10 protein-coding genes are annotated in these 16,066 nt (G+C 44.6%); all 10 read right to left on the reverse strand.

Translation table 11 applies throughout. The annotated features are described in order from the left end of the window. Positions 1-7: 7 nt before the first annotated feature. Positions 8-4,000 carry an SUMF1/EgtB/PvdO family nonheme iron enzyme gene (locus tag BACINT_RS14175; RefSeq protein WP_007664275.1) on the reverse strand — a complete coding sequence of 1,331 codons (3,993 nt, stop codon included), beginning with the start codon at positions 3,998-4,000 and terminating at the stop codon, positions 8-10. A 25-nt stretch (positions 4,001-4,025) separates the two neighbouring features. Then, the gene (locus BACINT_RS14180; RefSeq protein ID WP_115501895.1) at positions 4,026-4,922 is read right to left on the reverse strand and encodes a beta-propeller domain-containing protein; all 897 of its coding nucleotides are present in this window, start codon (positions 4,920-4,922) and stop codon (positions 4,026-4,028) included. 20 nt (positions 4,923-4,942) lie between these two features. After that, positions 4,943-5,818, reverse strand: coding sequence for a 3-hydroxy-5-phosphonooxypentane-2,4-dione thiolase (gene lsrF, locus BACINT_RS14185; RefSeq protein WP_007664277.1), 876 nt, complete (start codon positions 5,816-5,818; stop codon positions 4,943-4,945). 25 nt (positions 5,819-5,843) lie between these two features. After that, complete coding sequence (locus tag BACINT_RS14190) at positions 5,844-6,458, reverse strand: DAK2 domain-containing protein (protein ID WP_007664278.1); 615 nt, start codon at positions 6,456-6,458, stop codon at positions 5,844-5,846. 3 nt (positions 6,459-6,461) lie between these two features. Further along, positions 6,462-7,469 carry a dihydroxyacetone kinase subunit DhaK gene (locus BACINT_RS14195; RefSeq protein WP_007664279.1) on the reverse strand — a complete coding sequence of 336 codons (1,008 nt, stop codon included), beginning with the start codon at positions 7,467-7,469 and terminating at the stop codon, positions 6,462-6,464. A 20-nt stretch (positions 7,470-7,489) separates the two neighbouring features. After that, positions 7,490-7,807: a VOC family protein gene (locus BACINT_RS14200; protein ID WP_007664280.1), complete on the reverse strand. Its 318-nt coding sequence runs from the start codon at positions 7,805-7,807 to the stop codon at positions 7,490-7,492. A gap of 23 nt (positions 7,808-7,830) precedes the next feature. Further along, a complete protein-coding gene (locus BACINT_RS14205) occupies positions 7,831-8,511 on the reverse strand; it encodes a cupin domain-containing protein (protein WP_007664281.1) in 681 nt (226 codons plus the stop codon). A gap of 33 nt (positions 8,512-8,544) precedes the next feature. Further along, positions 8,545-9,702, reverse strand: coding sequence for a chorismate transformation enzyme, FkbO/Hyg5 family (locus tag BACINT_RS14210; protein WP_007664282.1), 1,158 nt, complete (start codon positions 9,700-9,702; stop codon positions 8,545-8,547). Positions 9,703-9,721: 19 nt separating this feature from the next. Next, on the reverse strand, positions 9,722-11,560 hold the full coding sequence (locus BACINT_RS14215; protein ID WP_007664283.1) for a hypothetical protein: 1,839 nt from the start codon (positions 11,558-11,560) through the stop codon (positions 9,722-9,724). A 146-nt stretch (positions 11,561-11,706) separates the two neighbouring features. Continuing rightward, a complete protein-coding gene (locus BACINT_RS14220; protein ID WP_007664284.1) occupies positions 11,707-15,816 on the reverse strand; it encodes a hybrid sensor histidine kinase/response regulator transcription factor in 4,110 nt (1,369 codons plus the stop codon). Between the last annotated feature and the right edge of the window lie 250 nt (positions 15,817-16,066).

Genomic DNA, 16,066 nt, shown 5'->3' on the forward strand with positions numbered 1-16,066 from the left:
TCACATATTAATCTTCGATAATCACACGGAAGCCTACATTATACACTTTCTGCCAAGGCAAATACGATCTGCGGTAATATGTGGTGGACGCTTTCGGATGATCATTCCATGATCCGCCTCTAACCACTTTCTCCGTACCCATTCCTTGCGTCTTTTCATTGTAAGGATAAGGCAGATAATCAGAGGATGTCCATTCGGCAACATTACCCTGCATATCATAGAGTCCCCACGCGTTAGCCTGGTATCCGCCGCCTTTCACCATCAGCATATTGCCGTCATCCACACCATTCTCCTTGGGTTGATAAGTGTAGTACTTATACCAAGGGTCAGTCTCCCGCATCGGCATCGGATTCACTCCTCTTACCGCCATCTGATTCAGATGCTTGTCGGCCAGATTCTCAAACTTACCAAAGTCTGTGTTTAAAGAACCATACCAAAACTCACCGTCGCTACCTGCACGACAAGCCCACTCCCACTGAACCTCGGTAGGCAGAGTGACGATCTTACCTGTCTTTTCACTCAGTTTCTTACAGAATGCCATTGCTTCTTCCCAGCTCACACGGATGGCAGGCTGTTCAGGATTATTGGCAGGATAGCCCTCGTGTACATGATCTTTCCACAACTGGCGGATGAAGCGGCTGTCATGTTCCGGGAAGATTGTGCGGAACTGTTCATTGCTGACTTCAATCTCACCCATCCAGAATCCTTTCTTCACAACCTGCTTATGAGCAGGAGAATAATCGGAATGGCCTCTGTTGCTACCCATCACAAATGAACCGGCAGGAATGCGGACAAAATTCATCTTTACTCCCGGAGCCAATTCAATGCTCATCTTCGTTTCTCCTTCTTTGGCAAGCATAGCCTGGGCAGCAGTTTTATCAAACGGCCAGCCTTTGACTTTTACATCCTTGTCTTTATACTCCTTCTTTTCCGGTTTCACTGGAGCCGGTTTCTCTTGTCCTTCCAGGTATTTGGCATACGAACGGATCTCTGACTGCCAGTCTACACCGGAGCGGGCATATTTCTCCGTCAATTCCGTACGGCGACTGATTTGCTCTACTCCCTTAAATTCATTGGCCTTGAACTTGCCATGATAAGGAGCATTGAAATCAATCCAGTTGTACAGAGCCTGCCATTCCTTGTCGGTCAGTTCCACTCCATGATGTCCCGTCTTCAATATCTTGATCAACGGACTCACGGAAGCATGATACTCATACGGATCGAGCACTTCAATCTCCGCTTCGGGACCTTGACGATATACATAAGGATGCAGATTCAGGTAACTGACTCCAAAACCAGAGAACTTATCTATCTTTCCACCTGTAAAGTCAGCCAGTTTATTAGAACCATCGTGGCAGGCAATACAAGCACGATCCAGCACCGGCTGTACTTCCAGATCAAAAGTGAAAGAACGTACGCCACCTTCCGGCTTCGTAATCTCGTGAGGTGCCATAGCCGAAGCTTTCACACGTTTCGGTATAGGCAATTGATTCTGGTCTTCGTGGCAACCTACACAAGAAACAGTTTCTCCCGGCATACCAGTCAACCAACTACGCATCCACTGAATGGCACGTCCTTCCGAATCCAACGGCTGCAATGAGATAGGTGTATTGGCAGGAATCTTAAATATCGCAGAACCGTCTTCTTCTACAGGAACGGTACCCAGCAAGCGCTTGATATCCCAACCACTCTGAACACCCTGCGCCCAATGGTCGGACGGAGTTTTGTTATAAGCATATTCATAAGCAAGCACACGGAATGCTTTTACTGTACCACGAGGCACACCTTCCAGACCTTCACCTTCGTATATATCCTGAATGAATACGGTAGCCTCCTTACTGGCCAGATTAATCTTTTCAGGAATCACCGGAGGTACCGGACGTTGCACTACAGGAGTCGGACAAATAAGGCCTTCACCTTCAAATTCGGCAATCAGCGTGAGGTTATCGTATATGTCGATCAGATAGACTCCCCACAGGGCGCTTTCATTCAGCTTAGCAGTAACTAGGAAATATTTATCCGTCAATGGATAAGGCTTGATAAACTGAGGCCAAACGCCATCCACCAATCGGTCTTTTACAATCGGTTCTATCTTACGGTCGCGGAAAGGCAATTCCTGCAACATACCTTTCTCTGACTTACGGCTCTTTGAAGGATCAAACAACATCAAACGGCCGGAACGTGTCACACCATGGTGACCGGAAATCACACCGATAAACTGTGACGAACTACCGGGCAGCGGTTTGGCATCGAACGTACTGTTCGGGAAGTAAGAACCACTACCATACAAAGACTTCTGTTCCGTTCCGTCCGGATTCATGTGCATTACGAAGCGGGAAAAATAGTGGGTCAAATCCGTATATTCCCAACGTGTGTACATGATACGGCCATTATTCATAACCGTTGGCGCCCAGTTGGCATCCTGGTCAAAGGTCAGACGACGCAAAGAACCATCTTTCGGATCATACAAGCACATATTACCTACTTCGTCATTACCATTCACGCAAGGTACACCGTTATAACCGATATTGGATACAGCGATAAGCTTACCGGAAGGCAAATAAGTAGCATCAAAGAATTCCAAATCCTTTTCCGGAGTCTCTATGAGTTTCTTCAAACCGGTACCATCCAATTTCACTTCAAATACTTGCCAGCGACGGTCGGTATCTACCATAGAGAACATCAAACGGTCAGCATCCCAATGTAATTTCAAATCAGGCACAGAGGAACCGTTGGTAGGTTTAAAGATAGTACGGGTCTTAACATCTCCACGCAAGTTGGATAACTCCGCAATCTCAGCATTAAAGCCACCTCGTGAAGCGGAAGTCTGATTGGACCAGTTGTTATTCTGAGTACCCAGGGCACGCGGATTCACCTGACGGGCAGAAGTACCTATCTTATAACGGCCGACAATGATCTTATCCATATCCAGCGCTGTATTTGCCAGCAGGATATCACGCTTCAATTGCAAAGCTTTGTTGGCAGCTTCCAAGGCAGAAGCCTCATTTTTATAAATACCGGAGAAACCTTTTCCGGTCAGTAACTTCAGTTCGGCAAGCTTGGCCTGGTTCGTATTCTTATCATAACCGGCATCTTTTACCATGTCATTATAAGCCTCTTCAATGGCACGCATATTCAACCAACACAGAGATTCCTGCAACTGATATACTTTCATAGCCTCCTGTGCCAGATTCAAATAGCCGATAACCTGATCGTCCAAGGTTGGTTTAGAAGCAATCTGTACAACCTGGGCAGTGAAATAAGATTTATCATTCAACAGATTAATAACTTCCGTTGCTATATGTTTTTCGATACCGGCATCATAGGTCGTAACCAACGCTTTCATATCGCTTCCACCGAATGGCAGAAACAAAGTAGCCTCAGTCGGATATTTGGCAACGAGATCCGAAGCAGCTCCGGCACCAGTAATCCCTTGGAGACGGAAAATCACCGTCCCCGCAGAAGAGCGGTTCTCCAATCCGGTCTCCGCCTCAAAGCGGGTATATTTCTTATCCAGAGGAACCACGATTTGCGCATTGGCATTTGCCATGATCGTGCGTTTGTAGGTTTTGCCTTTCATGACTACATCCTGTCCCTTGGCATTCTCATTAAAACGCAGATTGCCGCTACCTGTTTTCTTGAAAGTACTTCTCAAGTCGTTCAGCCAAACCGAAGAGCCATCTGCCGCTACTAATTTAGCATTTGCCCATACAGCCTGATCATCTCCTGTACCATCTACAGTACCCCAGGTATAAAGCACCATTTCATCCAGTCCGGTTATATCCGCCGAGAAAGGCACTGCCACCTCTTTTGCCTTAATTACCTTCGATGCAACCGGCAAACAGGTCTTTTGCATTTCCGCATGGGCCTGATTCTTAGCCGCAGCAATGCTTTCCGCCCACGTAGCAGGCGCTTTCACCTTCGCACTCGCCCTTCGCTGTGCCATAGTGGGAAGCGACAGGGCAATGCATACAGACATTACTAATAATTTCTTATTCATAATACTTTGTTCTAAAGTTAATCTCCTATTTTAAGTTCGGTAAGCGGAAATTGTCTATATAGCAGGCAGCGGATATCTTACCGACATTCTTCTTATCATGCAAGCTCCACACCACTTTACCGTTTTTATCTATCTCTATCAATTGTGGTTCATCCACCGTGGCATCTTTCGTATGTCCATACCAGTTACAAATCAATAGATTCCCATTCTTCAATTGCAGGATTTGCCCTACAAACAATAAAGCAACTCCTTCAATATCCAGTGCATTTACCCGTTTCAACTCTTCGCCTGTCTTGCGGTCGATCACGATATAACAATGATTGTCGCCACAAGGCAACAGCAGATTTTCATCAGGAAGTTCAAGAGACGAGAATGCCTTACCCTCAATCTGGTGTTCAGCGATGATCTTCCCTTTACGGCTTACTTCCAACACTTTCTGTTTTGCCATTACCGGTATCAGATAATTGCTGTTCCGGAGCTGGAATATCTGTCTGAACTGACTGTGGGGTCTTTCCACTTCCAGATTCAATGTTACTTTATTTACTTCTTTACCTTTCTTATCCAATTCTATGAATTGGGCAGGAACACCACATATTCCCAATAACACGCCACCGTTCTGCAACAAGGTAGCTGATTGTAATTCCGTCTTGTCCGGTGTTTTATAATCCCAGACCACCTGATGATCCCATGTCACAAGTTTTGCTCCCCGCTTATACGAATACAAGATTTCTCCCTTCCGGGTCAAAGCAACCGCATTACATTCTTCCCCTTTCTCCAAAGCATGCTGCCATTCCACTTTCCCCGTCTGTTTATCCAGCAGCAGGATATTCGGATTTCCGGAACCGGCAACCAAGAGTTTATCTTGTGCTGCCGCCCGAAATCCCATGGAAAGAATGATCCAAATAATTATATAAACCCTCATCATTCTTTTTGTAATCAGTGTTACTTATTCTTCAGTGCATTGAACAGTTCGAATGCCTGTTCCGGTTTCAGGTTTTCGTGTACCACTGCATGAACGGCCTGTATCATAGCGGCAGGAGCTTCCGACTGGAACACGTTACGTCCCATATCCACACCGGAAGCACCCTCGCTGATTGCCTTATAGCACAACTCCAACGCTTCCAGTTCAGGAAGTTTCTTTCCACCTGCAATCACCACAGGAACAGGACATGCTGCCACTACCTTTTCAAAGCCATCACAATAATAGGTCTTCACGATATTCGCTCCATTCTCGGCAGCGATACGGGAAGCTAAACCGAAATAACGGGCATCACGTGCCATATCTTTACCAACAGCCGTCACTCCCATCACCGGTATTCCGTAACGGGTACCTTTATCTACTGCCTTGTACAAGTTGGCAACCGTTTTTGCTTCGTGGGCCGCATCTCCGATAGACAGCATAACTGCCATAGCCGATACATTCATACGTATTGCATCTTCAATGTCAATCAATACGTTGTCATTCAGTTCTGTAAGAATAGAAGTGCCGGCATCCGAACGAAGACAAATAGGTTTATTGGTACTGGGCGGTATCACCGTACGAAGAATGCCGCGTGTACACATCAGGCAGTCCGCATATTCTATCAACGGAACAATGTTCAAATCGATACGCTCCAAACCGGATGTCGGTCCCATAATAAAACCATGGTCAAATGCCAGCATCACGGTTTTGCCTGTCTTCGGATTGAAAATACGCGATAAACGATCCTTCATACCCCACGGAAGATGTTCCGCTCCTTTTACATGAAAACTATTATTAGTAGCAGCTACCCCCAAACCGAAATTGCAGCCTTCTCTTAAATCATCTAAATCAGCCATTTCTTATCTTTTCATTAGTTATTTATCATAAAGCTTTTGCGAACGCATCAAACATGCATGACCAGGATGAAGCCCCGGAATCTGCGTACCCGATAGAGCGTTCGCCGTAATTACGGGCACGTCCGAAGTTTGCCTTCATTTCTTTGGTAGCTTCAGCACCTTTCACAGCCGCTTTAGCACCCGCTGTCAGGATAATCTTCACATCAGCAGAATCACAAGCCTGAATGGCTTCCACCGCCGGTATCAGGGCATCCATCATTGTTTTATCTCCCAGTTTTGCTTTTGTTTGTTTTCTCACACCTTCCAGTCCACCTGCAAACATAGCTTTTACGCCTGCCACGTCCAGTTCGGTACCTTCTGCATGGTCGCTCATTCCTAGGAAAAATCCCCCCAGTAATGTACTGGTCGAACCGCTGATCTCAAGCATCAGGTTAAAACTCATGTCATTCAGCATCGACTTAAATTCAGTGCCCTTATCAGCCGTAGCAACAAGGGCCGACATGGATTGAACGATAGCTGTTCCATGATCGCCATCTCCCAATACCGCATCCAGTTTTGAGAATTCGTCGGAGCGCTCCGTAATGCACACCAGCGCATTACGGAGCATCTTCTTGAAATCATCTATAGTCAGTTTATCCATCTCTTACTTACCAATAGTCGTCCAATAAGGAGCATTAGACATTTTATTATTCAGATAATCTATATGATCGTCATCCAGCAAACCAAGAATCATTTGGAAACCTGCTTGTTCCTGAACGGTCAACAACTCACCGATACGGGCAGCAGCCACTTCGATACCGGCATTTTCCAACACCTGATGAGCTTTGCGATAAACGATATTCATCTCCATGTGCGTAGTTGCTCCTACACCGTTAATAATTAACAGGGCCTTGTTACCGGCTTTCGGTTGGAGTTTCTTCATCAGCAAACCGATCATTTCTTCGGCTGTTTCATCGGCAGAAACCAGTTGCTTGCGACCTCCTCCACCTTCTCCATGTTGCCCCATACCGATTTCAATTTCACCGTCCGGAAGGTCAGAGATAGTCATACCGTTTTGCGGATGGGTACAGGATTTCATTGCCACTGCCAACGTAGCCAAGCGTGCATTGAAGCGTTCACCTATTTCAATAATCTCGTCCAACGACTTACCTTCTTCAGCGGCAGCTCCAACGATTTTAATCAAAGGAACACAACCTGCCAGACCACGGCGATCTTCATCCGGTGCATCCAGTCCTGCACTGATATCATCGTGTGTCAGAATAGTCTTTACCTTAATGCCCGTACGTTCAGCCAACTGGCACGCCATGTTTGCGCTCATGATATCGCCGGAGTGATTCAACACCACAAGCAAGATACCAGCCTCACGTTTGAACATCTGCAAAGCCTGGAACAAACGTTGCGCACCCGGAGCAGCAAAAATATCACCGACTACAGAGCAGTCCAACATTCCGTCGCCCACGAAACCGCTTAATGCGGGTTCATGACCGGAACCACCCAAAGTGATCACAGCTACTTTATCTTCAGCTTTCGCATGTGCACGCACAATAATGTTTTCTCCGCCGATGGCTACCTGGTTACTATAAGCCATTACATATCCTTCCAGCAATTCAGCTGTCAGGTTATCCGGATCATTTATGAATTTATTCATCATAATTTCTTTCTACTAATTGATTATTTATCAAACTGCATTAACTCCAAAGCAATACCTTCTTCTTCAATGAAAGCAATTGTCAGATTCTCTCCGCCCGGCATCGGTTCAACCAATACTTTTGCACCTTCCAGTTCGGCCGCCAGATCATCTACTTCGTAAGCGATATGTGCTACTTTCTGAATCAGTTCAGGCATCCAGCTACCTTCTTCAAAACGCAAATATTCTATCTTATTGGGACTTTCATTAAAGTTAGTCAGCCATACCTTTAATCCTTCCACATATACCTCACCCGGTTGCGGTGTGGTGGTTGGTATTCCAAAATGATTAATCTTTCTCATGGTATTCTTAATTATTGAATGATTTACAAAGCAGCCTGTCCATTAGTGAAACGCAGACCATCGTTATCATGGTAACATGCCCATTCATCTACAATAGCTCCCTCAGGACCGGCCATCATAAAATGGAAAGTACCCAGTTCTTTCAGGCGAAGGACATCACCCACATTCTGCTTCACGAAATTCTTACTCTTGATAGGACCGTGAGATGCCGGAACCGCAGGAGCATTCGGAGTCTCCTCTCCTACCTCGGAGAAGTTATAAACCCAGCCGTGATTTACCATCCATGACTCGTGTTTTGCCGGGAATGCCGTTTTCACATGTGCATGTTCCGGAATCATTTGTCCCGGCAACAAATAAATAGCATGTGCAAAGTAGCCATATTCAGGGTCGTTTACCCAGAAGATGCCTCCCATACCTACATTCTCAAAGTCACCCAAACCGAAATCTGTAAACCAGATATCTTTCTCCATCAGCGGAGTGTAAGGCACACCATAAAATTCAAACATGTCAAGGAATGCTTTCTTGGCAGCTTCCTGATCAAACTTTCCGTCTTTGTAGAAGTCAGCGTTCGTGTACTTCTTCTGATACGTTGCCTTTTCTTGTGTCATAACTTGTTCTGTTTTTTTAGATTCTGCCGTACAGGAAACGAGTCCCATACCGCAGGCGGCAATTAATGCCAAGGTTAATACTTGCTTTAATCTCATGTACTTATCTATTTTAATGGTTAATAATCAGTTTCAACATAATATTCCCATTCCTTCTATCTCTATCAATAGTTCCGAACGGCACACATCTGTTAAAGTATAGATGGCAGGTAAATCGGGGTATCGCTCTGTCACTACCTGTTTTGCTTTTTCCATATCTTCCCAACGTTTCACGTACACGCGGAAGGTGATAAGGGTAGCATTCTCCATAGCAGGAATACCGGAACGATTGAGGTTATCACGAGATACCAGATATTCTATATTCTCCAAGGTAGTCAGTGTTTGCTGTTCAATACCAACACCTTCCAGACTCTGCTCACCACGAATAGCGGCTGTGCCCGATACATATACGAAACCATGATCTTCTTTCCATACAGCCTTGGCACGTTCAAACTTCGGAGTGGTCTTTTGAGGAAGAGCGGCATCCTTTTCTCCCAATAATACATTCTGTGAATAAGCATGAGCGGCAATCTGCAAAGGATTATCCACCCCAAGAACCCTGACACTTCCATCTTTACAGAGTAAGGCATCCACATCAATCATAATGCCGCCCCACTGAGTCCCGATACCGGTAGCAGCCGGATAACCGGTGGTCCACTCCACACCATTATAGAATAGCGAACGTACATCATTGAAATCCTGATAATGCTGGTGTCCGGTTGCATCACAAGCTGTTATCTTTTCAATATAGTTCCATTGACGTATGATTGAAGAAACCGGCATACCTTCCGTTTCCAATACTCCGGCTATCCTGGAAAATACGCCATGAGATTGTTCACGGATGTTTTGACGTAGTACATCTCCCGTCACACCGCTCAGGAACAAGCGTTTACATCCTTCTCTTTCGATAGTGATATAAGGCAAATCTTCCAGTATCCGATATTCAATATGATCTTGTTCCGTCAACTGCACTTCATGCACTTCCATCACCAAGCCCATAGTTTGAGGAGGTTGTGCCACATAGCTTACAGAAGGTTGTTTTTCTTTAAAAAGCTCTTTCACCGCCTCCTTGATGCAAGCAAAACGGGTTACATATTCTTTATTATCCACCGGTGCATCGAATATCACCATGCGTACCGGTGTATAAACCGCCCTGTATTCCGCCAATAATTGCATCAGCATTTCCTTAAAAGGAGCTTTAGCAACTTGCAGGAAATGATGAACAATCTCTATATTTTCGTGTGTAATCATGGTCTTCTTTCTTATCCTATTAAAGTGAATTCACATACTCGGCAAGTTCTTCCGCTTCTTTAGCTGATATTTTCTTTTCAATGCCATGCTTATGCACCGTAAATACTTCTTCCATGGTAGCAGCACGTCCATCAAAAAGATAAGGAGCTGTGCGCCAGACTTCACGCAGCGTCGGCGTATCCCACCCATTCTCAAACTCGATATCTTCACCGATGCGGTGCATCTTCATATCCGTATAATAGGGACCGGAATGACATTCGTCACAATTAAACTTTTCATAAACCTTACGCCCCCGTTTAGCCTTTTCCGAAAGCTCACCATTCACCAGATAAGGGCTGGGAACCGGTTTCAATGACATTAGATACTCATCCACACACTCTGCAAACTCTTCCGGCAGATCACTGAACTGAATGAGCTTATATCCTGCACGAACCGCTATCTCGGCATGAGCACGAATACCGGAAATCATGCATGGTGGAGTGACATGGGAGAATAACAGGCTCTTGCAGTTTTTTGAATTACCAATGCCATCATTCATCAAATCCCAGTTCATGGCATCCATACGCGCATCTCCCGGATGGCATCCATTGCACGACTGCCAGTTCTGGAAACAATGTTCCGCATCATTGAAGTATTTCTCACCACGCTGTATTCTGCTTTCCGTACGATTCTTCACCATAGCAACCGACTGAACATTTGCCGTATTCAAATCCACGATATTCAATGTATCAGAGAAATAAGTAGGAACAACGGCAGTTCCGTCCTTCAACATCATACAACGCGGTCCATTACCTACCAAGGCTACGCGTTTACGCATACCGTATAAAAAGCGTAAGTCATACGCTAAAGCATCCTTTTGAGGATACTGCTCAAATTTCCGAATAAATGCAGGATAATCTATCACACTGACCTCATGGGTACCGGAATGGCTAACCACAATCTTATCATCCGTACACTTCACATCCCATATACCTGCTGCACCCCGTTCCGGTTCATCCAGCAACACGGCACCCTCAAAGTTCAGAGTAGCCAGATTAACGATACTGATGGCACTGGTATTCATCCAGCCTTGTTGCAACTGGGATGTCGGAACCTGGAAACGACCCAGATTATGAGTAACCAGCAAATAACGCCCGTCCGGAGAAAGCGACATTCCACGCAAGGCATTACTTCCGTTAGCCAGTTGAATATCCTTTATCTTTCGGAAACTGTTCATATCAATCACTGATACGCAAGCAGCTACAGTATCTACATCCGCCCGTTGCATAGGCAGGAAATTGGTAACAAACAGGTGTTTTCCTTCTTTATCAAAAACAGCAGATTTCGGTTCACGCAATACTTTCACCGTTCTTACTACATTCTTTCCATTCTTATCCAACTCAGACACCGTACCGGCAAACTGGTTGCAAATATATAACTTGCCGTTACCCGTATTTACCAACGGAGCACAGGCACCGGAAGCTGTTTCCACAAAGACTTTCTCCGAAGGATTGGAAGCAGACAGGAAATAAACACCATTCTTATGTTCACCTGCCACCGTTGCATAAATTTGATCTCCATCTGTAGCAACCCCGGTAGGGACTTCATCCAGTTCCCACTCTTGCAAACGTTCTTTATAATCTGATGAATAAATAGAAACCTTCTGAACGCCCTTCTGAGATACGATCATTCCGGATTTATAAGGAGTGATACCCGTTATAAACAATGGAGTTCCTTCCGGCTGCTCCGTAGTATGAGTAGTAAATGCAAATAGAGATACCACTAAAAACACAGGCACTATAACCTTTGCGATGCTACGACTTTTATACTTCATAGTGATTGAATTAAGCTTGTTTTTCACATCACAAAGATAGGGCATCACTGTTCTGAGGGTTATCAATCGTGTATCATTGACTTGCAATAATGTCTCAAAACAAATGCAGTAAGCATTTTGAGACGGTAGTGAGAATCGTTTGAGACAAAAAAGGCGGAAACTTCTTTCCGCCTTAAATCTTATTTTTCGTCTTACATCTTCTCTTTGTTCGCACTGTTCATCTGTACGAACTCGGTAGGTGTGAACCCATAGAATGCTTTAAACGAATTGGAGAAATAGGAATGACTGTTGAATCCCAACAAAGTTGCCACTTCCGAAACACTCATATTCGTTTCCTTCAGATAACGCAAGGCCACTTCCAAGCGCTTATTACGTATCAGTTCCGTGGGTGAAAGCTCTGATATAGCTTTGATTTTACGGTAGAGATTGGCGCGGCTGATACCAATCTGGTCACAAAGCATTTCTATACCCAAATTCTGATCAGATATATTCTTCTCAATAATCTCATACAGTTTCTGTGAAAAACGTTCATCCGCTGAGGTAGTACTTACCCCTACCACTTCGGGCGAAAAGCGTTTGCCATACAGTTTTTTTAATTGCTCCCTCGACTGCAACAGGCTTTGAATACGTATCCGAAGCACATCCATACTGAAAGGCTTAATCACGTAATCATCCGCCCCTGCCTCAAAACCTTCCCTGATATGCATCACCATGGAACGTGCAGTCATCAGTATCACCGGTATATGTCCGATACGGATATCATTCTTAATCATGGAACAGAGTTCAAGCCCATTCCGCTTAGGCATCATAATATCACTCAACACTAAATCTGGGAAGAACTGTACTGCCTTATCATATCCTTTTATACCGTTTGCCGCTTCAATGATTTCATAGTCATTTTCCAAGGACTTATGCAGGTAATCCCGTACATCTTTGTCATCTTCCACCAAGAGAACCACCGGCTTTTTAGGTGCAATTTCTCCAATGGGAGATGTTTGCGGTTTCTCCACCGGCTGTGCAAATGCCGTATCACCAATCGTTTCCACAGGCATAGCATCCGTCTCTTCCTCTGTGAAAGCTTCACGGGAAACGGGCAGCAAAACAATGAACCGTACTCCTTCCGTCCCATCTTCCCGGTCTTCAATACGTATCACTCCCTTATGTAGCTTTACAATGGAATACACCAGACTTAGCCCGATACCTGTACCCGGTACATTTACCCCTGCCGTTTCAGGTACCCGGTAGAAAGGTGTGAACACCTTATCCCGTTCCTGCAGTGGGATTCCACAACCGGCATCCACAACCTGCAACATCATATACAGGGCAGAAGGGGCTACTTCTTTTCGATACGATTCTTCCAACTCTCCAGCCGGAATACATTCTACCAACATACGTATGTCTTTGCCGGAAGGAGTATACTTGAATGCATTGGACAGTAAATTGAATACGACCTTCTCAAGCAGCACCTTATCATACCAGGCCTGAAACTCCCGATCCCGGCAATCCAGTGTAAAAGTGATTTCATTGGTTTGCGCTATCTGATTGAACGCACAATAGATCTCCGTGACAAATTCATATACATTATTCTCCGTGACTTGCAATTCCATCGTACCACTCTGGTTTTTCTGCAAGTCCAACAGCTGATTAACCAATAAAAGAAGCCGTTGGGCATTTTTATAAATAACCATCAGTTTATCCCGCAGTTCCATAGTCATATCCATCCGCTTCACCAGTTCTTCAAAAGGAGTGATGATCAGCGTCAAGGGAGTACGTAACTCATGGGCAAAATTCGTGAACAGATGCATCTTTGCCTGATGAAATTCTTCCTGTTGAAGTTTCTCCTTCTGCTCCATTTGCAGTCTTTCCCGCAAGCGGCGGCGGGCATTAAAATAATGGAATATCGCGTAAAGCACTCCTATCACCAATAATCCATAAATCAGGAAAGCATACCAAGTAGCCCATAAAGGCGGGGTAATAACAATCCTCAAAGTCTTCCCTTCCTCATTCCAGACCCCATCGTTATTACAAGCTTTGACATGAAAAAGATAGCTGCCGGGACGCAGATTGGTATAGTAAGCCGTGCTGCGTTCTCCCACATGATTCCAGTCTTCATCATATCCTTCCAACTTATAGGCATACCGGTTCATCTCCGGATTGATGAAATTCAACGCTTTATATCCTATAGCCAGATTGTTCTGATTGTACCGTAAATTGATAACCTCCGCTTCATTAAGCAACCCACTTAAGATTCCAGTTCCATCATCTGCACGCACCACACGATTATTCACCAACAGGTCTTCCAATACGATTGGCGGCACAAAACGATTCATCGGCATCTCCGGTGTGTAAAAAGTGATAAAGCCATCATTACCGGTAAAACACAATGTACCGTCCGGCATGGCTACCCCACCCCGATATGTAAATTCACGCAAATGAATACCATTATTGAATGGAAAGTTTTTAATCTCCCCGGTGGACGGAGAATAAGAGGAAATTCCCTGCAACGAGCTCATCCATAGATTCCCGTCCGCTCCTTCCAGCAATTTACAAATATCCCCTCCCATCAGTCCTTCTTTCTCTGTTACCCGGCGAAGCACACCTCCCCGTTTATCCAGTTGGAAAATACCGCCTCCATAGGTAGATACCCATACATCACCGGATCTGGTTGATAATATAGAAGATATATAGTTACTTGGAATTTGCATTTCCTGTTCCGGGCGAGATGTACGAAATACAGTCAGTTCACCTGTATGAGTATTAAAACGGTACAGTCCGGCAGAACGCATACCTATCAGTAGCACACCGGGACTCTCTTCCTCCATGCAACGAACGGAAGAAAAGTGTAATTTCTCTCCTTCCGGTCCGGTAAACTCAGTCTTCCGCTCACCGGAAGGAGTAAAACAGGTCAGTGCATATCCGGCTTTTGAAGTTCCTACCCATAAATTACCGCCTGCATCACGCACAATACCATAAATAGCAAGTTCTATGGGATATTTATAGAATAAAGAAAAACGCCGGGTAGCAAGATCAAAACGATAAACCTCACCCAATACCGTACCACACCAGATACAATCGTCCTCAGCATACACCGTTTTGATAACATTCGAATTATGCACAGAATAGCTATCCTTATCAATCAGATAAAACTGCCCTTCCCCTGTCGAAATTTCATATTGCAATAATCCATACCCTTCAGTAGCTATCCATAAATTTTTCTGTTTATCGACACAAGCCGTACCGTAGATTCCCGTTTGCAGATTCACCGTCTTCCCTGGAGTATGATGAATGAAACGGTCGGTAAGAGAACTCAACCAAGTGACACCACCGGCAAAAGTACCAATCCACAACGTACCGGTATGATCACGGCAAAAAGAATAAATGGAAAAATGCCCCAAGCCACGTCCGGGTTCGTCATAACTGCTCACTTTACGAATCTGGTCTTTCAACGGCGCATAAGCATAAATACCGTCGAAAGTACCAATCAATATCTCTCCATCCCATTCGGCAAGGCAACGGACATAATTATTCTTCAGACCACTATTGGCAGATGTATAAGAAGTTATTTTATGGTTACGGACATCAATGCGATTCAGTCCGCCAAATTGACAACCTACCCAGATGCGATGATAAGAATCTTCATAAAGAGTGGAAATACTATTATCCGGTAAGCCGGCATGACGGTCATAGTGATTAATCACCTGCATCTGTTTGTTACACTGGTAAACACCATTCACTGCCGTACCTATCCAGAAATTGCCTGTCTTATCCTCCATCAAGGCAGTGACGGAACTATTGAAGTTCTCTACAAATTCCACCCTTTTAAAGTTGTCTTGTTCGGGAATATAACAACAAAGCCCACTGCGGGTACCCACCCATACTTTGCCGGAACTATCAACTAAAAGAGAAAGAATACTTGCACTGGAGAGTCCATCTACATTAAAATAGTTGCGGATACGTTCGGTACGAAGGCACATCCGGCTTAATCCGCGACTGGTACCTATCCATAAATTCTTGCTATGATCTTCGCGTATTTCATTGACTTCATTGTCTGCCAAACTCAGAGAATCTCCCGAGTGGTGACGAAAAACGGTATACTCACTTCCATTATAACGATTCAGTCCATTACGTGTCCCCAACCAAAGGTATCCCCGGGTATCCTGGCAAATGGTCATCACGGAGAGTTGGGAAATTCCTTCATTCAGTTTCTGGCTATAGTAGAATGAATATTTAGAATGCTCAGCCCATAAACACAAGACCGGAAATGAGCAAATTAGAAAGATCATCAATATTTTCGTTTTCATCAGTATAGATATGTTTTGCACACAAAAATAAGAAAAGCCCGGAAATAACATAGAATATTAAGGTGAAATAAACAATATAAGGAGAAAAGAAAGGTTAGTCCGGCGTCACTAAATAGTTACAGAATAATTTTATAGTGCAAATCAGTCGTAATCTTATCCTATTTCAGTCGTATACTGAATAGGGTTCAGTCGTATACTGAACCCTATTCACTCGTATACTCATTATGCGTCAACTTAACGTTCTTGATAA

The sequence above is a fragment of the Bacteroides intestinalis DSM 17393 genome, assembly GCF_000172175.1.
GTDB classification, from domain to species: Bacteria; Bacteroidota; Bacteroidia; order Bacteroidales; family Bacteroidaceae; genus Bacteroides; species Bacteroides intestinalis.